General features: G+C 63.4%; 17 protein-coding genes. 3 read left to right on the plus strand and 14 right to left on the minus strand.

All coding sequences use genetic code 11. The features are described 5' to 3' along the window. The first annotated feature begins 7 nt into the window (after positions 1-7). The gene (locus NKI17_RS06465; protein WP_352590877.1) at positions 8-247 is read left to right on the plus strand and encodes a DUF680 domain-containing protein; all 240 of its coding nucleotides are present in this window, start codon (positions 8-10) and stop codon (positions 245-247) included. Here NKI17_RS06465 and NKI17_RS06470 read toward each other — a convergent pair. From NKI17_RS06470 to NKI17_RS06495, 6 genes are all read right to left on the minus strand, one after another. Then, positions 244-432 (minus strand): hypothetical protein, encoded by a 189-nt coding sequence (locus tag NKI17_RS06470; RefSeq protein ID WP_352724632.1) that lies wholly within the window; start codon positions 430-432, stop codon positions 244-246. The genes NKI17_RS06465 and NKI17_RS06470 overlap by 4 nt on opposite strands. Next, on the minus strand, positions 429-1,541 hold the full coding sequence (locus NKI17_RS06475) for an ABC transporter ATP-binding protein (protein ID WP_352905534.1): 1,113 nt from the start codon (positions 1,539-1,541) through the stop codon (positions 429-431). The genes NKI17_RS06470 and NKI17_RS06475 overlap by 4 nt, the downstream gene beginning before the upstream one ends. 25 nt (positions 1,542-1,566) lie before the next feature. Continuing rightward, a complete protein-coding gene (gene bglA / locus NKI17_RS06480) occupies positions 1,567-3,231 on the minus strand; it encodes a beta-galactosidase BglA (RefSeq protein ID WP_352905535.1) in 1,665 nt (554 codons plus the stop codon). A 4-nt stretch (positions 3,232-3,235) separates the two neighbouring features. Beyond that, positions 3,236-4,390, minus strand: coding sequence for a carbohydrate ABC transporter permease (locus tag NKI17_RS06485; protein WP_023680222.1), 1,155 nt, complete (start codon positions 4,388-4,390; stop codon positions 3,236-3,238). 1 nt (position 4,391) lies between these two features. Continuing rightward, positions 4,392-5,405 (minus strand): carbohydrate ABC transporter permease, encoded by a 1,014-nt coding sequence (locus NKI17_RS06490; RefSeq protein WP_023680221.1) that lies wholly within the window; start codon positions 5,403-5,405, stop codon positions 4,392-4,394. Between the two features lie 227 nt (positions 5,406-5,632). Beyond that, positions 5,633-6,988, minus strand: coding sequence for an ABC transporter substrate-binding protein (locus NKI17_RS06495; RefSeq protein ID WP_352905536.1), 1,356 nt, complete (start codon positions 6,986-6,988; stop codon positions 5,633-5,635). A 362-nt stretch (positions 6,989-7,350) separates the two neighbouring features. Here NKI17_RS06495 and NKI17_RS06500 point away from each other — a divergent pair, with 362 nt between their 5' ends. After that, positions 7,351-8,373: a substrate-binding domain-containing protein gene (locus NKI17_RS06500; RefSeq protein ID WP_031213013.1), complete on the plus strand. Its 1,023-nt coding sequence runs from the start codon at positions 7,351-7,353 to the stop codon at positions 8,371-8,373. A 72-nt stretch (positions 8,374-8,445) separates the two neighbouring features. Here NKI17_RS06500 and NKI17_RS06505 read toward each other — a convergent pair whose 3' ends face one another. Beyond that, complete coding sequence (locus NKI17_RS06505) at positions 8,446-9,354, minus strand: LysR family transcriptional regulator (RefSeq protein ID WP_023680218.1); 909 nt, start codon at positions 9,352-9,354, stop codon at positions 8,446-8,448. An 81-nt stretch (positions 9,355-9,435) separates the two neighbouring features. On the opposite strand from NKI17_RS06505, the gene NKI17_RS06510 reads away from it, so the two are divergent. Beyond that, positions 9,436-9,930 carry a DUF8737 domain-containing protein gene (locus NKI17_RS06510; protein WP_023680217.1) on the plus strand — a complete coding sequence of 165 codons (495 nt, stop codon included), beginning with the start codon at positions 9,436-9,438 and terminating at the stop codon, positions 9,928-9,930. A gap of 5 nt (positions 9,931-9,935) precedes the next feature. On the opposite strand, the gene NKI17_RS06515 is transcribed toward NKI17_RS06510, so the two are convergent. From NKI17_RS06515 to NKI17_RS06545, 7 genes are all read right to left on the minus strand, one after another. Beyond that, entirely contained in the window at positions 9,936-11,375 is a 1,440-nt protein-coding gene (locus NKI17_RS06515) for a S8 family serine peptidase (RefSeq protein ID WP_023680216.1), read from the minus strand. Then, positions 11,365-12,033 carry an anti-sigma factor gene (locus NKI17_RS06520; protein WP_352568403.1) on the minus strand — a complete coding sequence of 223 codons (669 nt, stop codon included), beginning with the start codon at positions 12,031-12,033 and terminating at the stop codon, positions 11,365-11,367. Before NKI17_RS06520 ends, NKI17_RS06515 begins: the two co-directional genes overlap by 11 nt. After that, complete coding sequence (locus NKI17_RS06525; protein WP_023676214.1) at positions 12,030-12,593, minus strand: sigma-70 family RNA polymerase sigma factor; 564 nt, start codon at positions 12,591-12,593, stop codon at positions 12,030-12,032. The genes NKI17_RS06520 and NKI17_RS06525 overlap by 4 nt, the downstream gene beginning before the upstream one ends. A gap of 133 nt (positions 12,594-12,726) precedes the next feature. After that, positions 12,727-13,566, minus strand: coding sequence for an alkaline phosphatase family protein (locus NKI17_RS06530; protein ID WP_084641081.1), 840 nt, complete (start codon positions 13,564-13,566; stop codon positions 12,727-12,729). A 93-nt stretch (positions 13,567-13,659) separates the two neighbouring features. Beyond that, on the minus strand, positions 13,660-15,345 hold the full coding sequence (locus NKI17_RS06535; RefSeq protein ID WP_023676216.1) for an ABC transporter ATP-binding protein: 1,686 nt from the start codon (positions 15,343-15,345) through the stop codon (positions 13,660-13,662). Continuing rightward, positions 15,345-16,172, minus strand: coding sequence for an ABC transporter permease (locus NKI17_RS06540; RefSeq protein ID WP_023676217.1), 828 nt, complete (start codon positions 16,170-16,172; stop codon positions 15,345-15,347). The genes NKI17_RS06535 and NKI17_RS06540 overlap by 1 nt, the downstream gene beginning before the upstream one ends. 11 nt (positions 16,173-16,183) lie before the next feature. Then, positions 16,184-17,143: an ABC transporter permease gene (locus tag NKI17_RS06545; RefSeq protein WP_023676218.1), complete on the minus strand. Its 960-nt coding sequence runs from the start codon at positions 17,141-17,143 to the stop codon at positions 16,184-16,186. Position 17,144: the final 1 nt, after the last annotated feature.

The following is a 17,144-nucleotide window of genomic DNA, read 5'->3' on the forward strand; positions in this document are numbered from 1 at the left end:
TATCCAAATGAAAAAGATTGTTCTTACTGCCGCCGCTCTCTTGATTGCCGCCGGCAGCGCTTATGCCCGCAACGACAATGTTGGCGGGACCGACATCAACAAGCAGTCGACCGTCAACGTCGACAAGACGCAGACGTATTCGGTGCGTGACAGCAACTCGCCGGTCTACAAGCTGCTGAATTCGTCTGGCGATGTGCCCAAGTCCGCGCCTCAGGGCGCCGACCGCAACCTCTTCGGCAACAACTAGAGCAATTCCAGGAAAAGTGTGAAACGGTTTTCCGTCCGGAATTGCGTCAAAACAAAGAGGTAGAGCGGTTCGGCGTTCCGTGAAACGATGAACCGCTCTAACGGCCGAACTGGAATTCCAGACAAGAGCGGCGGGCCATGCCCGCCGCTCTTGTTTTTTGCATGGCGGAAGAACGCCTGCTTCAAGCCGCCTTTGCTTCTGCTTCATGGAGCGCGAAAGAGCGCCCGTCCGCGTCGAAAATATGCAGGTCGCCGGCGTCCGCCGTCAGCCGCAGCGTCGCTCCGCGCTTGACCTCGACATTGCCCGGCAGCTTGGTCACCAGCGGCAGGTCGGCGCGGCCGATGTCGACATAGACGAGCTGGACCTCGCCGAGCTGCTCGACGTAATCGACCGTCCCTTCGAACAAATAGTCGGCGCCGGTGGCAATCATCAGATCCTCCGGCCGCACCCCGAAGCTCACCGCAGCACCTTTCGCCGACGCAGGCGTTGCGATCGGCACCGTTGCCTTGCGGCCGCCGACATGGCTGACGACCGTCGGGTTGCCGGTCTTGTCGATCGTCGCCGGCAGGATGTTCATCGCCGGCGAGCCGATGAACTGGGCGACGAACAGATTGCCGGGCCGCTTGTAGAGCTCCATCGGCGTGCCGACTTGTTCGATATGGCCTTCCTTCAGCACCACGATGCGGTCGGCCAGCGTCATCGCCTCGACCTGGTCGTGGGTGACGTAGATCATCGTTGTGGCCGGCATCGACTCCTTGAGCTTGGCGATCTCGATGCGGGTGGCGACGCGCAGCGCCGCGTCGAGGTTGGATAGCGGTTCGTCGAACAGAAAAACCTTGGGATTGCGCACGATGGCGCGGCCGATGGCGACGCGCTGGCGCTGGCCGCCCGACATCGCCTTGGGCAGGCGATCGAGATATTTGGTCAGCTGCAGGATCTCGGCCGCCTGGCGCACCCGCTTGTCGATCTCGGCCTTGCTTTCCTTACCGATCTTCATCGAGAAGGCCATGTTGTCGTAGACGGTCATGTGCGGATAAAGCGCATAGGACTGGAACACCATGGCGATGCCGCGCTTTGACGGCGGCACGTCGTTGACGATCTCGCCGTCGATCTTGAGCTCGCCCGAGGTGATCTCCTCCAGCCCGGCGATGCAGCGCAGCAAGGTCGACTTGCCGCAACCAGAGGGACCGACGAAGACGATGAATTCGCCCGACTCTACGTCGAGGTCGACGCCGTGCAGAATGTTGAGATTGCCATATGATTTCCTCACTTGCCTTAGCGTGACATCGGCCATGGTACCCTCCAGTTCTTCCTTGAATTCAGTCGATACGCCCGAACCAGGCGCCGTAGCCGCCGAGGCGGATAGTGCCGGCGCCAGTCTGTCCCGAAAACCCGTGTCCCGGCAAGGGCTGCAATGAGCGGCCGCCAAGATCGACTTCGGCAGGCTTTGCTCCGAGATTGAAGGCGCAGACGATCTGCTCGTTGCCTTCACGGCGGGTGAAGGCGACGGTGTCGCCCTCGCTTTCGATGAACTCGATATCACCCTTGGCCAGTGCCGGATGGGCGCGGCGGAAAGCCAGGAAGCGCCGGTAGTGCTCGAGCAGCGAGCCGTCGTCGCCTTGCTGCACATTGACGGCTTGCGCAAGGTGCTTGCTGGGCACCGGCAGCCAGGGCTTTGCCGTCGAGAAGCCGCCATTGCGGGCAGCGCCGTCCCAAACCATCGGCGTACGGCAGCCGTCGCGGCCCTTGAATTCAGGCCAGAAGCGGATGCCGTATGGGTCCCGCAGATCCTCGAAGCTGAGCTCGGCCTCGCTGAGCCCGAGCTCCTCGCCCTGATAGATACAGACCGAGCCGCGCAACGACATCAGCAGCGCCGAGATGACCTTGAGGTAGGCGGTCGGGTCGGGCTCGCCGGCTGCCCAGCGAGAGGCGGGACGCATCACGTCATGGTTGGAGAAGGCCCAGCACGACCAGCCGTCGCTGGCCACCTTGCCGAAGGTTTCCAGCACCGAGCGTACCTTTGCCGCGCTGATCTTCTCCGGCGCCAGGAAGTCGAAGGAGTAACACATATGCACGCGCTTGCCGCCGGCCGTATAGGCCGCCACCACTTCCAGCCCACGCTGCGAATCGCCGACCTCGCCAACCGCGGCCGTCGCCGGGTATTCGTCGAGCAAGGCGCGGAAGCGTTCGAGGAAGCCGAGGTTTTCAGGCCGGCTCTTGTCGTAGAGATGGTCCTGGTAGTTGTAGGGGTTGACGGCCGGCGCCGTCTGGTCGTTGCGCTGCTCGGGCGGCAGTGGCGGATTGTCTTCCAGGCCTTGGCTGTGGAAGTAGAAATTGATGGTATCGAGGCGGAAACCGTCGACGCCGCGCTCCAGCCAGAAGCGGGTGACGTCGAGCAGCGCGTCCTGGACCGCGCGGCTGTGGAAATTGAGGTCGGGCTGCTCGGCCAGGAAATTATGCAGGTAATATTGCTGGCGGCTGGTGTCCCACTGCCAGGCCGAGCCGCCGAAGATCGACAGCCAGTTATTGGGCGGCGTGCCGTCCGGCTTGGCATCCGCCCAGACATACCAGTCGGCTTTTGGATTGGTCCGGCTCGAGCGGCTCTCCTTGAACCAGGGATGGATGTCGGCGGTGTGCGAGAGCACCTCGTCGATCATCACCTTGAGGCCAAGCCGATGCGCCTCTGCGGTCAGCGCGTCGAAGTCGGCCAGCGTGCCGAACATCGGATCGACATCGCAATACTCCGACACGTCGTAGCCAAAATCCTTCATCGGCGATTTGAAGAATGGCGAGATCCAGATGGCGTCGACACCGAGCGAGGCGATGTAGGCCAGCCGGCCGATCATGCCCCTGAGGTCGCCGATGCCGTCGCCGTTCGAATCCTGATAGCTGCGCGGGTAGATCTGGTAGATCACGGCACCTCGCCACCAGTCGCGATCTATAGCGAGATCTGGCTTCGGGGTGGCCTTCAAAGCGGATTGCATGATCTCAACCTCCTTTCACCGAGCCGGCAAGCAGCCCGCGGACGAAATAGCGCTGCAGCGAGAAGAACACGATCAGCGGCACGATGATGGTGACGAAGGCCGATGTCGTCAGGATCTCCCAGTCGCCGCCGCGCGAACCGAGCAACGCATTGAGCTTGGCGGTCAGCACGATCTGGTCGCCCTCGGTACCAAGGAAAACCATCGCCACCAGCAGATCGTTCCACACCCAGAGAAACTGGAAGATGGCGAACGAGGCCAGCACCGGGAACGACAATGGCAGCACGATCTTGACGAAGATCTCGAAATCGCTGGCGCCGTCGATACGCGCCGACTCCATGATCTCGCGTGGCAGGCCGGCGATATAGCTCCTCAACAGATAGATGGCGAAAGGCAGACCGAAGCCGGTATGCGCCAGCCAGATGCCGAGATAGGTCTTCGACGGCACGCCGAAGAAGCTGCCGACGCCGTTATAGAGCTTCAACAGCGGGATCAGCGACATCTGCAGCGGCACGACCAGGAGGCCGATGATGACGGCGATGAGCAGCGCCCGGCCGGGAAAGCGCATCCAGGCCAGCGCGTAGGCGGCGAACGCGGCGATCAGGATCGGGATGACGGTCGCCGGAATGGTGACGGTCAGCGAGTTCATGAAGGAGCGGCCGATGCCTTCCGAAAACAGCACCGTGTCGTAATTGTCGGTGGTGAATTTCGGCGGCGCCGACGAGGCGTAATAGACGCGCTGGCCGCGTTCGCTTTCGAAAGCCTTCGGCGAGGTCATGACGAAACTGCCGTCGGCATTGAGCTGCAGGGTGACGCCGTCGCCGAGATCGGCTGTCGTGCCGGCGGGATATTGCGTCGGCGCGGCCGACTTGACGCCAAAGGCGCTGATGTTGCGGGCCGGGCCGTCGCCGAAGATATTGCCTTGCAGGACGAACTTGCCCTCCTTCTCGACCTGCGCCGAGGCTGGCGGCAGCCGGCCGGCTTCCGTCTGGCTGGAACTGGTGAACGAGTTCCACCAGCCCGAAGCGATGATCTGATCCTTGTCGCGCAGCGACGAGACCAGAATGCCGAGCGTCGGGATCGTCCAGATCGCAACGAAGATGAAGACGGCGATGTGGACGCCGAAACGGCTGACAAAGGACTTTCCGGTCGACGCGGCCATCTCAATGCCCTTCCGTCTCTTTGTTCGCCTGGCGGATGTTCCAGACCATGATCGGAATGACCGCGATCATGATGATGATGGCGATGGTGGCGCCGCGGCCGAAATCGCCGCCGCCGCGGAACATCCAGTCGAACATCAGATTGGCCAACACCTGGCTGTTCCACTGGCCGTTGGTCATGGTCAGCACGATGTCGAAAACCTTCAGCACCAGGATGGTGATGGTGGTCCAGACCACGGCGATGGTGCCCCAGATCTGCGGCACCATGATCTTCCAGAAGATCTGGAAAGGGTTGGCGCCGTCGATGACGGCGGCTTCCAGCGTCTCTTCCGGAATGCCGCGCAAGGCCGACGACAGGATGACCATGGCAAAGCCGGTCTGGATCCAGATCAGGATGACCATCAGGAAGAAGTTGTTCCAGAACGGCAGCGAGATCCAGACCTGCGGCTGGCCGCCGAAATACTGGATGATGGCGTTGAGCAGACCGATCTGCGTCTGCCCGTCGCCGCGATATTCGTAGATGAATTTCCAGATGACGCTGGCGCCGACGAACGAGATCGCCAGCGGCAGGAAGATCAGGCTCTTGGCGATGGTGCCCCACCAGATCTTGTCGGTGAGCACGGCGATGATCAGCCCGAGGAAGGTGCAGGCGGCCGGCACCACCGCCAGCCAGATGATGTTGTTGAGGATCGAGTTGCGGAACTCGCGGTCGCCGAACGCCCATTGATAGTTGGCCAAGCCGACGAAATGGGCGCCGCCGCGATCGAGGAACGACAGCCTCAGCGTCTCCACCACCGGGTAGATCAGATAAATGGTGAGGATGATCATCGCCGGGCCGACGAACAGCCAGGGTCGGATCACCCCCTGCCGGCGCAGATTGTTAATCGCCGCCTTGCCGGAAACGCCGCGTGCTGGAAAGATCGTGTCGAGTGCCTTGTTGGCGCCCCAGAAATAGGCGACGCAGCCGCCCACGCCGATGATGATGACGAATATCGCGGAAAAAATCTGAGCCGCCATGGGTCCCTCCCCCTGCGCACGGATCCGCCAGTCGAGAATGGCTTTGGCGACGGGATCATGCGCCGATTCAGTTGTCTGGAGCGCGACCAGCCGGAAAGCAGGTCACTGGGCGCGCGTCATGCCGGAATGTGTTGTACTCACGACAATCGACGCGACGCCAAGCACCGGGTAGGGTCCGGGCCGGTTGCGGCCCGGACCACATCACATTGGGAACTCAAGCCGGCCGCTTACTTGATCGCGTCCCAGCTTTTCTGGATGTCAGTGGCGACGTCCTGGGCGGACTTGCCGCCGACCAGGTCGATCATGCCGGTCCAGAACGCACCGGCGCCGATCTTGCCCGGCATCAGGTCGGACCCGTCGAAGCGGAAGGTCGAGGCGTTGGCCAGGATCTCGCCCTGCTTCTTCAGCGCGTCGCTAGCATAGGCGTCCTTGTTGACCGACTTGAACGGCGTCACGAAGCCGCCCTGTGCCATCCAGATCTCATGAGCGAGCGGCAGCTTCAGGAATTCGATGAACGCGCGGGCACTCTTGCTATCTTTAGTGATCATGGCCAGCGTGCCGGCGCCGAGCACCGGAGTGCCGAGCTCGGGCTTGGAGGCGTAGGGCGGGTAATAGAAGAAGTCGGCATCCTCGCCGATCTTGGTGCCTTGCGGGAAGAAGGTCGGGATGAACGATGCCTGGTGGTGCAGATAGCATTTCGGCGGCACCGAGAAGAGGCCCTTCGGGCTGTCACGGAAATCGGTCGCCGCAACCGCCTTGGCGCCGCCCTCGACCATCTTGTCGTCGGTCGCGATCTTGCCGAAAATGTCGATGGCGTTGACCACTGCCGGATCGTTGAACGGAATTTCGTTCTTCACCCATTTGTCGTAGGTCTCGGGCGTCTGGGTGCGCAGCATGATGTCTTCGACCCAGTCGGTCGCCGGCCAGCCGGTGGCGCCGCCCGAACCAAGCCCGATGCACCATGGCGTGCCGCCGTCGCCGATGATCTTCTTTTCGAGCTCGGCAAGCTCTTCCTGCGTCTTCGGCACCTTGTAGCCCGCTTCCTCGAAATTGTCCGGCGAGTACCAGACCAGCGACTTCACGTCGGCCTTATACGGAAAGGCGAAGAAGCCGGGCTTGCCGTCCTTGTCCTTGAACGTGCCGAGGTCGACCCAGGATTGGCCGGCGCCGTAATTGTCCTTGACCCAGTTGGCCGTGTCTTCGCCGAGCGGCGTCAAAAGGCCCTTCGATGCCAGATCCTGGATCAGGCCCGGCTGCGGCAGCACGGCAATGTTGGGCGGGCTGCCGGCCTGCGTGTCGATGACGATCTGCTGCTCGTAATTCTCCGACGAGGAGTACTTGATCTCGGCGCCGGTGGCTTCGGAGAAGTAATCGAGGACGGTGCGGATAAGCCCTTCGTCCTCGCCGCGCCACGGTCCGAAGATCGTCAGCGTCTCGCCCTTGAGGTCGACTTTCTTGAGCTCTTCGTAGTTCGCCCAGTTGAAACGGGGATCTTCGCCCGGCTTGAACTTCAATTCGGCTTGCGCCGGCATGGCGAGCGCAAGCGTGGCAAACGCAGCGCCCAGCAGAAGCATTTTCTTCATCGGTATTCCCTCCCAGTGGTGACAAACACCGAACGAAACCTCCATTCCGTCCGCCGGCGCTGCAGGACTGTGACTCAGTCGGAAAGGAACTGCAACCTTTCGTAGAGTCTTCCAAAGCGCTTTGGTGATTTTGATCACGCCACTGAATTGATCCGGAGTCAAGAGAAAGCCAGACTAATCGATTTAATTTCTGCGGCCGAGTGCCGGCAAAAGTGCGCTGCAGCACAGTTTTCTGGCGGTGCAGCAGCAAATTCGGCTTCAAACCGGTCCGAACCGTGCGTATGGTCAGTGCGCTCGGCAACGCGGTTCGTAGCGGCCAGCTCGATTCAGATTAAAAGCGCTTTGAGGTTTGGAGGCCTCCGGTGAACCTCAAGCAGCTCTCCCACATGCTGGCGCTTTCGCAGACTACGGTGAGCCGCGCATTGAACGGCTACCCCGAAGTCAACGAGGAAACGCGCCGGCGGGTGGTCGATGCCGCCAAGCGTCACGGCTATCGCCCCAATCCGAGCGCCCGTCGGCTGGCGACCGGCAAGACCGGCATGATCGGCTATGTTCTGCCGACGGGGACGACCGTCGACATCGACCCGCATTTCGTCGAGTTCCTGTCCGGCCTCGGCGACTATGCGCGTTCGCACGAGCTCGACCTGGTGCTGTCACCGGCCGATGCCGACGACCAGGAGACGACGTACCGCCGCATTGTCGCCAACCGGCAGGTCGACGCGGTCTATATCTCGTCGCCGAGGCCGGCCGACCGGCGGGTGGCGCTGGTCAATACGCTCGGCATTCCTTTCATCGTCCATGGCCGCAGCGAAGGCTTCGATTTCGACTATCCGTTCACCGACATCGACAATGAGGGCGCCTTCCACGAGGCGGCGCGGCTACTCGTTCAGCTCGGTCATAGGCGTCTGGCGCTGATCAACGGCGACGATCGCGAGACCTTCGCCATCCATCGCGAGCGCGGCGTGCGCCGCGCGCTTGCGGCGAGCGGCCTGGTGCTTCGTGATCAGCATGTCTGTTCGCTCACCATGACCGAGGAGAACGGCTACCGCGCCGCCCGGCGCTTGCTGGAACAAAGTGACGCGCCGACGGCGATCGCCTGCTCCAGCCTGATCATGGCGCTCGGCGTGGTGCGCGCGGTGCGCGATCTCGGCCTGACCATTCCGGGCGACCTGTCGCTGATCGCCCATGACGACGTCTTTCCCTGGCTGAAGCCGGAAAATTTTTCGGTGCCGCTGTCGACGACGCGTTCGTCGATCCGCCTCGCCGGCGCGCGCATCGCCGAACGGCTGGCGGCGCGGATTTCCGGCCTGGAGGAGGGCGCTCGCGGCGAAGTCTGGCCGGTCGACCTGGTGGTCAGGGGATCGGTCGCCGGCGCGCCGGCCTAGAGGCAATCACTCTGAACGGCCGAGGTCGACTCTTGGCGGCTGTTGGCCAGCACCAGCGGGTGCGTCCTGGTCTCAGGCCGCGGATTTGAGGTGATCGATGAAGGCGCGCAGCTTCGGCAGGACTTGGCGCTTGCCGGGATGATAAAGGAAGACACCCGGCGTCGTCGTGGCGACGCTGTCCAGCACCGACTGGAGTTTTCCTTCGGCTATCAGACCTTCGGCGAGTGGTCGCGGTGTCTGCGCCAGCCCGACGCCCCGCATCGCAGCCCCGACCAACGTCGAATAGTCGTGCGCGATCAGCGGGCCTGAGACGACCGCTTCGATCGCGCCGTTGCCGTCGATGAACGACCAGGGCGCGATGCTGCCATTCGAGCGGCGCAAGCGTAAGCAGGCGTGGTGGCGCAAGTCGTCGACACGCTCGGGACGGCCGTGGCGCTCAAAATAGTCAGGGCTGCCGACGACCACGAACGAGAACGGCGCTGTCAGCCGCACCGCGACCATGTCGGCGGCGATGAGCTGGCCGAGGCGGATGCCGGCATCGAACCCGCCGGTCGCGAGATCGACCATCTGGTCGCTCACGGCGATCTCCAGTTCGATCTCAGGATAGGCTTGGCAGAACGACGCGATCAGCGGCTCCAACATCAGCGGCACGATAGCGCGGGGCACAGACAGGCGCAGCAGACCGGTCGGCCGCTGGCCGATATCGCGGGCGGCCTCGCCGGCCGCGACAAGCTCTTCGAACGCCGGGCCGGCACGGTCGAGGAACCGCTGGCCAGGCTCGGTTAAACCAACGCTCCGCGTCGTGCGGACGAACAGCGCCGTGCCCAGGCGGGCTTCCAGCGCGCGCACCGTCTGGCTCACGGCGGATGGCGTCACGCCGAGATCGGCGGCGGCACGGCGGAAACTGAGGCGCCTGGCGACGGCCAGGAACGCCTCGACGCCCTCCAGCGCACCATGTCGGACTGTGTAGTTCTGCTTCATAGGTTGTTGTGATTACACCGGATAGTCGAATTGCGGTAGCGGGCTTAAAGCCGCGTGAATCAACTGTTGAGAGAAGGCCAAATGTCCACGGAAATGGTGTTCCAAACCCATCTTGCTCTCGGCTATGTCGCGTGGCTGCTTTGCTTCGGCGCGTACGGTTTGCCGTGGCTCAGGTCGATGGACCGGGTCGCGGCGCAACGCGCCATCGCTACGCTGCACAGCTTCCGCTTCTTCGGGCTCGTCTTCATGGTTCCAGGTGTCGTAAGCCCCAATCTGCCCACCGACTTCGCCGTATTCGCCGCCTACGGCGATTTCGCGACTGGCGTGCTGGCCATGCTGGCGCTGCTCACGGTGAGGATACGCCCGCTCTTCTGGCCGTTGGTCGTCGCCTTCAATGTCGCAGGGACGGTCGACCTCATCGTCGACTATTACCATGCCGTCCAGATCGGCCTTCCTGCACGCGCAGGCGAACTGGGCGCCACCTACGCGATCCCGATCATCTACGTACCGCTGCTGATGATAACGCACATCGCCGCATTCTATTTTCTGCTACGTCCTCAGCAAAACGCGACTTGAGCGGGCTATTCCTTCGCCGCCTCGGCCGCCTTGGTATTCAGCAGGCCAAAGCCGAAATCATTGTCCCGCCCCTTGGGGCCGAGATCCCTGGCGGTGGCGGCAAGTGCTTTCTCGACCCAGTCGGCCGAACGGTCGGGTGCGGCATGGAACAGGTTGGCGACGGCGCCGGTCACGATCGCTGCGGCGAAGGACGTCCCGGTCACCACGTCCGAGCCGGCGCCGCTCGGCGCCACCATCTCGACGCCGGGAGCGGAGATGAAGACATAGGCGCCGCGATTGGCCTGCGGCATCAGCCCGTCCTTGGCATCGGTGGCCGTCACCGCCATCACGCCGTCGAAGGCGGCCGGATAACCATAGGGCGCCTTCGGTCCGTTATTGCCGGCGGCCGCAACCAGCACGATGCCAAACGCGCGCGCATTGCGGCAGGCGATGCCGAGCAGGTCGTTCTTCGGACCGACGAAGCTCATATTGATGATGCGGACATCCTGCTCCGCCGCCCAGTCGAGCGCCGAAAGGATGACGTCCATGGTCGACTTGCCGCCCTCGAAGGCGCGGGCGTGATAGATCCTGGCACCCGGCGCCATGCCTTTGAACGCGCCGGTGCCGGCAATCAGTCCATCGACCGAAGTGCCGTGGTCGCGCGCCTTGATCGGCACGTCGGGCATGGCATCGAACTGCCCGGCGATGACGCCGGAGAGCGCCGGATTGCCGTCATCGATGCCGGTGTCGATGACGCCGACGCGCACATTCTCGCCGCTGGCTTTGTCGGCATCGAGCGCAATGCGCTCGAACGCATAATTGACGATGCTGGCCGCCTGCTGCAGCGAGTAGACATGGTTGGCCTCACGCCGCAAAGTACGGCCGTCGGCGGCAAGTTGCGCCAGCACGACGCCGACCGGGCGGCCATCGGGAATGCCGAAGCGCACCAGCGTGTTGCCGAGCAGCCGCGACTGCCGCTGCGAGCGTATCTCGAGGCCGAACGAGGCCGCGATCTGCTGGACCGCGCCGGCATCGCCATTGACCGTGACCAGCACCTCGTCGGGCACGAAATCGCCGATCACGGCGCGCGGCGGCTCGGTTGCGACAAGATCGGTGGGTGCTACGACCGGACCGCCCGGCGCGGCAGCCTGTATTGCCGGCGCGACGGCGGGTGGGGTTGCAGTATTGCCAGGAGGTATAGGCGCCTCGGTGACTACGGCAGGATTGGGGAACAGGTCGACAATCAAGTCCGGAAGAAACACCGCGCCCGTTATTCCAGGAGCCAGCGCTTTGCCGCCATCCTTCACGGCGCCGCCATCCTTGGCGCAGTCGGCGTTGGCAGCATTTCCCCGGTTCAGGCAGTCGATCTCAGCCTGGGTGAGGTTCGGGTCATTGGTCTGCGCCATTGCGGACGCGGCGAAGATTGTCATCGCTGCCGTCAATCGAATGACCGCCTTAGCCGCCATCAGCCGGTTTCCTTCCCTCCAGCGCAGCTTCGGTGAAAGGCTGGGCGGCAATAAGGCCAAGCAGCTTCTGATAGTCGGCGGCGGTCTTGGCCGGAACGCCGAGGCGGAAGACACCGTCGGCGGTCGGCCCGCCGGCGATCTTCAATTGGTTCTGGTCGAGAAAAGCGATGATGTCGGACAGCTTCGCATCCGGTTTGAACTTCACAAGTGCAAACGGCATTTTGGCCAGGTCGTCTTCCGATCCGGCAATCTCGAAATCGCCACCTCTGTTGCCGGTCTGCACAAAGGATTGCGCGACGACCAGGGCCAGCAGCACCGCGGCCGCGGCCCAGGCGACGCCGACCGGCACCGCCATGAAGCGGCTCCAGGCTTGCGCCAGCCAGGACGATGCCGCAGGCGCGCGGGACGGGCCGGCCTCGGCGTCGAGCGCCTTGGCAAAGCGGCTGAGCGCATCGGCCGGCGGGCGGATTGCCTCGTTTGCGGCAGCGGTGCCGGAGAATTCGGCCTCGGCCTCGCCTAGTGCGGCCATCGCCGCCGGATCGCTCGCCAGCCATTCCTCGATGGCTTCGAGCTCGGTGCCCTCCAGCGAGCCGTTCAGATAAAACGGCAGCAGCATTTCCATTTCGTCGCGGCGTGACATTTTTTCAGCGGCGCTCATGGCCACCCCCTGTCGTAACCGGCGGCCTTGAGGGCTTCGCCGAGTTTCTTGCGGGCGTAGAACATCCTGGTCTTGACCGTTGCGACCGGGATGCCGAGTACCTCGCCGATCTCGCTCACCGATTGCCCGTGATAATAGGCAAGGTCGATCACCGTGCGGTGCTCTTCCGGCATGGCATCGATAAAGCGTCGCAAGGCGGCGGCCTTGTCTTCCTTCATCGTCACGACTTCCGGCGTGTCGGCGCCGTCGGCGACCCGGGCCGCGTCATCGTCGTCGATCCAGTCTTCCTTCTTCTTGCGCAGCAGGGACAGCGCCTTGAAGCGGGCAATGCCGAGCAGCCATGTCGAGACCTCCGAGCGCCCCTCGAAGGCCGGTGCCTGCCGCCAGAGTTCGAGGAACACCTCGTTCGCGATATCGTCGGCCATCAGTTCCGATCCCGTCTGGCGTGCCACGAAGCGGTAGACCCGCGCGTGGTGGCGCATGAACAGGAGCCGCACGGCGGCACGGTCACCTTTCGCGACCCGCTCGACAAGCGCGCGATCGGTCTCCGCGGCCGTCATCGCCGGTCGAGCCGCCTGGCTCCTGCCTGCTCTGTCGCTGATCGGCCCAAAAAGGTTCACCGCATCCGCCCGTATATTTGCGGAGGCTAACTGAAGAGCGGGAGCGTTGCCAGAGGGAGAAGAGGGCGCGCGCTCAGCTCAGGAATGGCTCGGCCTTCATCGTCGCCGGCACCGGCACGCCGAGGCGCACAAGCACCGTCGGCGCGAGCTGCAGCTGATCGAGCAGCGTATTGGCTTCCGGACCCTCGCCGGATCCGAAGTAGTAAAGTGCGAAATCCTGCATCTCCTCGTCGTGGCCGCCATGATGGCCGCGATCGGTCTGGCCATGATCGGCGGTGACGATCACCTCGTAGCCGGCTTCCCGCCAGCGCGGCAGAAAGCCGGCGAGCATGGCGTCCATTGCATAGACGGCATGATCCATCTCGTGGCAGTCATGGCCGAAGCGGTGGCCCATCGAGTCCAGCGTGCAGCTGTGCAGGATGCCGTAGTCGATGCCGTAGCGCCTGGTCAGCATGGTCAACGTCGCGAACAGGTCGACGTCGCTCGGCGTCATCTGGTTCCTGGCATTGTAGCCGGTCATGGTGTGGAACCGGCCATGGCTGATCGGCCTGCCCGGCTGGTCGAACTCCATGTCCTCGACCAGGTCGAACGGATAGGCCCGAAAGAATTCGGACCAGTAGGAGTGGGTGACCGCACCGGTCTTGCCGCCGGCCCTGCTGACTTCGGAAAAGATGTCCGGCTGTTCGACGCGAAACCGGTTCTCGTTCGACAGGATGCCGTGCACTTGAGGCGGCACGCCGGTGTGGATCGAGGCATAGCAGGATGCCGAGGTCGACGGCAGCACGGAGCGCATCTTCCACACGCGGGCTTCGCCTGATTGCACCCAGCCTTCGAGATTGCCCATCAGCCGTCGCCAGTTCCGGTAAGGCACGCCGTCGAGGATGATGAGCAATAGTTTTGTGTTGAGCGCCAAGGGCGCCTCCATGCGGCTTAATCGGAAAAGTCAGGGCGGGCCTGCCGTTCAATCCACGCCCGGACAGGATCGTCGGGCGCAAAGGGCGGCCCGCTAGTTCCCCGCGCTGGCCATGCGCCGTCCCTTGATCGCTTTCTCTAGCCAGCCGATCTCCATTTCTGGCACCGACGATAGCAAAAGATCGGTGTAGGCATCGAAGGGTGGCGTCAGCACGGTGCTCTTGGCGCCGTAGCGCACCACTTCGCCGCGATACATCACGGCGATTGAATCGGCGATCGACTTGACCGTGGCCAGGTCGTGGGTGATGAACAGATAGGCGACGTTTTCCTCTTTCTGCAGCCCGAGGAGCAGCTCCAGTATGCCGTGGGCGACCAGCGGATCGAGCGCCGAGGTCACCTCGTCGCAGATGATCAGCTTCGGCTTTGCGGCGAGCGAGCGGGCGATGCAGACGCGCTGCTTCTGGCCGCCCGAAAGCTCGGCCGGATAGCGGTCGACATAGCCTTTGCCCATTTCGATCTTGTCGAGCAGTTCCGCGACACGGGCGTCACGTTGCCTTCCGCGCAGACCGAAATAGAATTCCAGCGGCCGGCCGATGATGGTGCCGACCGTCTGGCGCGGGTTCATCGCCACGTCGGCCATCTGGTAGATCATCTGCAGTTGGCGAAGATCCTCTTTCGGCCGGTCGGCAAGCCGGTTGGCGAGCGGCCGTCCGTCGAAGGTGACGGTGCCTTGTTCGGGCGGCAAGAGGCCGGTGATGGCGCGCGCCAGTGTCGATTTGCCGGAGCCGGACTCGCCGACCACCGCCAGCGTCTGGCCGGGGAAAATATCGATCGAGACGTTCTTCAGCACCTTGATGTGACTGCGGCCATAGGCGGCGGTGATGTTCTTGACCGACAGGAACGGGCTCGTGCCAGGCTTCTGCTCCTGGTGTTCGATCTCATGCACCGAAACCAGCGCGTTGGTGTATTCCTGGCGCGGCTCCTTGATGATCTGGCGGGTGCCGCCCCATTCGACCAGCCGGCCGTGGCGCAGCACCATGATCTCGTCCGAGACCTGGGCGACGACGGCAAGGTCGTGAGTGATGTAGAGCGCCGCGACATGCGTGTCGCGGATGGCATCCTTGATCGCCGCCAAGACGTCGATCTGCGTCGTCACGTCGAGCGCCGTGGTCGGCTCGTCGAAGACGATCAGGTCGGGTTCCGAGCACAGCGCCATTGCCGTCATCACGCGCTGCAGCTGACCGCCCGAGACCTGGTGGGGGAAGCGCTCGCCGATGCTTTCGGGGTTCGGCAGGCTGAGCTTCTTGAACAGCGCCACGGCGCGCTTTTCGGCTTCGGCCCGCGTCGCCGTGCCGTGCAGGAGTGCTGCCTCGACCACCTGGTCCATCAGCCTGTGCGCCGGATTGAAGGCGGCTGCCGCCGATTGCGCGACATAGCAGACCTCGCGGCCGCGCAATTTGCGAAATCCTTCGTTGCCGCCCTTCAGGATGTCGCGGCCATTGAGGATGACCTCGCCGCCGGTGATGCGCACGCCGCCGCGGCCGTAGCCCATCGACGACAGGCCGATGGTCGATTTGCCGGCGCCGGACTCGCCGATCAGGCCAAGCACCTTGCCCTTCTCCAGCGTCAGCGAGACATCGTGCACCAGCACGATGTTCTTCGGCGCCTCACCCGGCGGGTATACCGTGGCCTCGATGCGCAGATTGCGAATGTCGAGCAGCACGCCGGACTTCGGTTGCCCGGGCTTCGGTTGCCCGGGCTTCGGTTGCTTGTCAGCCATTACCCGCGTCCTCCCTTCAGGCTTGTCGTGCGGTTGAGCACCCAGTCGGCGACGAGATTGACGGAAATCGCCAGCGCTGCGATCGCCGCCGCCGGAATGAGGGCGGCGCCTATGCCGAAGACGATGCCGTCCTTGTTTTCCTTGACCATGCCGCCCCAATCGGCGCTAGGCGGCTGCACGCCAAGGCCGAGGAAGGACAGCGTCGACAGGAACAGTACGGCATAGATGAAGCGCAGGCCGAGTTCCGAAACCAGCGGCGACAGCGCATTGGGCAGGATCTCGCGGAAGATGATCCAGCCGCTGCCTTCGCCGCGCAATTTGGCCGCCTCGACATAATCCATGACGTTGATGTCGACGGCGACCGCCCTCGACAGGCGGTAGACGCGGGTCGAATCCAGAACGCCCATGACCAGGATCAGCGTCACCAGATTGGATGGCAGCACCGACAGCACGACAAGGGCCATGATCAATGTCGGGATCGACATCAGGAGATCGACGAGACGCGACAGAAGCGTGTCGAACCAGCCGCCGAACACCGCGGCCGAGAAGCCGAGGATGGCACCGAGCGAGAACGACAGCGCGGTCGCCAGCACCGCGATGAACAGGGTGATTCGGGCGCCGTAGATCATGCGCGACAACAGATCGCGGCCGAGATTGTCGGTGCCCAGCCAATGCGCCGCCGACATCGGTTCCCAAGGGACGTCGCTGACGATCTCGGCATTGCCATGCGGCGCGATCCACGGCGCAAAAATTGCTGCCAGCACGAACAGCGCCGTCAGCACGATGCCGACCAATGCCGGGATGGGGATGCGTTTGATGACGAGCATACCCGCCCCCCTCATTTCGGATGTCTGAGGCGCGGATTGGCGATGATCGCCGCTATGTCCGCGATGATGTTCAGGCTGATGTAGACGGCGGCGAAGATCAGCCCGACCGCCTGCACCACCGGCACGTCACGCTTGGTGACGTGGTCGACGAGGTATTGGCCCATGCCTGGATAGACAAAGATAACTTCGACCACGACGACGCCGACGATCAGGTAAGCGAGATTGAGCATCACGACGTTGATGATCGGCGCAATGGCATTGGGGAAGGCATGCCTGCGGATGACCGCGAAGGCCGAAAGCCCCTTGAGTTCGGCGGTTTCGACATAGGCCGACTGCATGACATTGAGGATCGCGGCGCGCGTCATGCGCATCATATGGGCTAGCACCACCAGGGTCAGCGCCGCCGCCGGCAGTGCGATGGCCTGAATGCGTTCGCCGAAAGGCATCCCGTCATAGACAGTGGAAATGGCGGGAAACCATTGATGTTGCACCGCGAAGAAAAAGACGAGCACATAGCCGACGAAGAATTCCGGGAAGGACGTCGAGGCCAGCGCCAGTCCCGAGATCAGCTTGTCGACCCAGCCATTGCGGTAGCGCACCGCGATCAGCCCGAGGATGATCGCCAGCGGCACCGCGACGACCGCCGCCCAGAAGGCGAGGAACAGCGTGTTCCACAGCCTTCCCTTGATAGAGGTTGCGATATCCTGACCGCTCGACATCGCCGTGCCGAGATCACCGGTCAGAATGCCGCCGAGCCAGCGAAAATAACGGATGTAAGCGGGATCATTGAGGCCGAGCTGCTCGCGCAGATTGGCGAGCGACTCCGGTGTCGCCGACTGTCCTAGGATGGCTTGCGCGACGTCGCCGGGCAGGATCTGGGTGCCGGCGAAGATCAGGACCGAAACGGCCAACAGCAGCAGAATGCCCAGCGCAATGCGCTGGGCCACCAGTTTCACGATGGGTGAGGACATA

This window comes from Mesorhizobium sp. M0816, assembly GCF_040320005.1.
Taxonomy (GTDB): domain Bacteria; phylum Pseudomonadota; class Alphaproteobacteria; order Rhizobiales; family Rhizobiaceae; genus Mesorhizobium.

Coding starts and splice junctions, on each gene's coding strand:
- NKI17_RS06520 (WP_352568403.1), bottom strand. CDS start 12,033: ATGAGCGCCGCTGAAAAAATGTCACGCCGCGACGAAATGGAAATGCTG.
- NKI17_RS06490 (WP_023680221.1), bottom strand. CDS start 5,405: ATGGCGGCTCAGATTTTTTCCGCGATATTCGTCATCATCATCGGCGTG.
- NKI17_RS06465 (WP_352590877.1), top strand. CDS start 8: ATGAAAAAGATTGTTCTTACTGCCGCCGCTCTCTTGATTGCCGCCGGC.
- NKI17_RS06525 (WP_023676214.1), bottom strand. CDS start 12,593: ATGACGGCCGCGGAGACCGATCGCGCGCTTGTCGAGCGGGTCGCGAAA.
- NKI17_RS06505 (WP_023680218.1), bottom strand. CDS start 9,354: ATGAAGCAGAACTACACAGTCCGACATGGTGCGCTGGAGGGCGTCGAG.
- NKI17_RS06485 (WP_023680222.1), bottom strand. CDS start 4,390: ATGGCCGCGTCGACCGGAAAGTCCTTTGTCAGCCGTTTCGGCGTCCAC.
- bglA (WP_352905535.1), bottom strand. CDS start 3,231: ATGCAATCCGCTTTGAAGGCCACCCCGAAGCCAGATCTCGCTATAGAT.
- NKI17_RS06545 (WP_023676218.1), bottom strand. CDS start 17,143: ATGTCCTCACCCATCGTGAAACTGGTGGCCCAGCGCATTGCGCTGGGC.
- NKI17_RS06540 (WP_023676217.1), bottom strand. CDS start 16,172: ATGCTCGTCATCAAACGCATCCCCATCCCGGCATTGGTCGGCATCGTG.
- NKI17_RS06535 (WP_023676216.1), bottom strand. CDS start 15,345: ATGGCTGACAAGCAACCGAAGCCCGGGCAACCGAAGCCCGGGCAACCG.
- NKI17_RS06510 (WP_023680217.1), top strand. CDS start 9,436: ATGTCCACGGAAATGGTGTTCCAAACCCATCTTGCTCTCGGCTATGTC.
- NKI17_RS06515 (WP_023680216.1), bottom strand. CDS start 11,375: ATGGCGGCTAAGGCGGTCATTCGATTGACGGCAGCGATGACAATCTTC.
- NKI17_RS06475 (WP_352905534.1), bottom strand. CDS start 1,541: ATGGCCGATGTCACGCTAAGGCAAGTGAGGAAATCATATGGCAATCTC.
- NKI17_RS06495 (WP_352905536.1), bottom strand. CDS start 6,988: ATGAAGAAAATGCTTCTGCTGGGCGCTGCGTTTGCCACGCTTGCGCTC.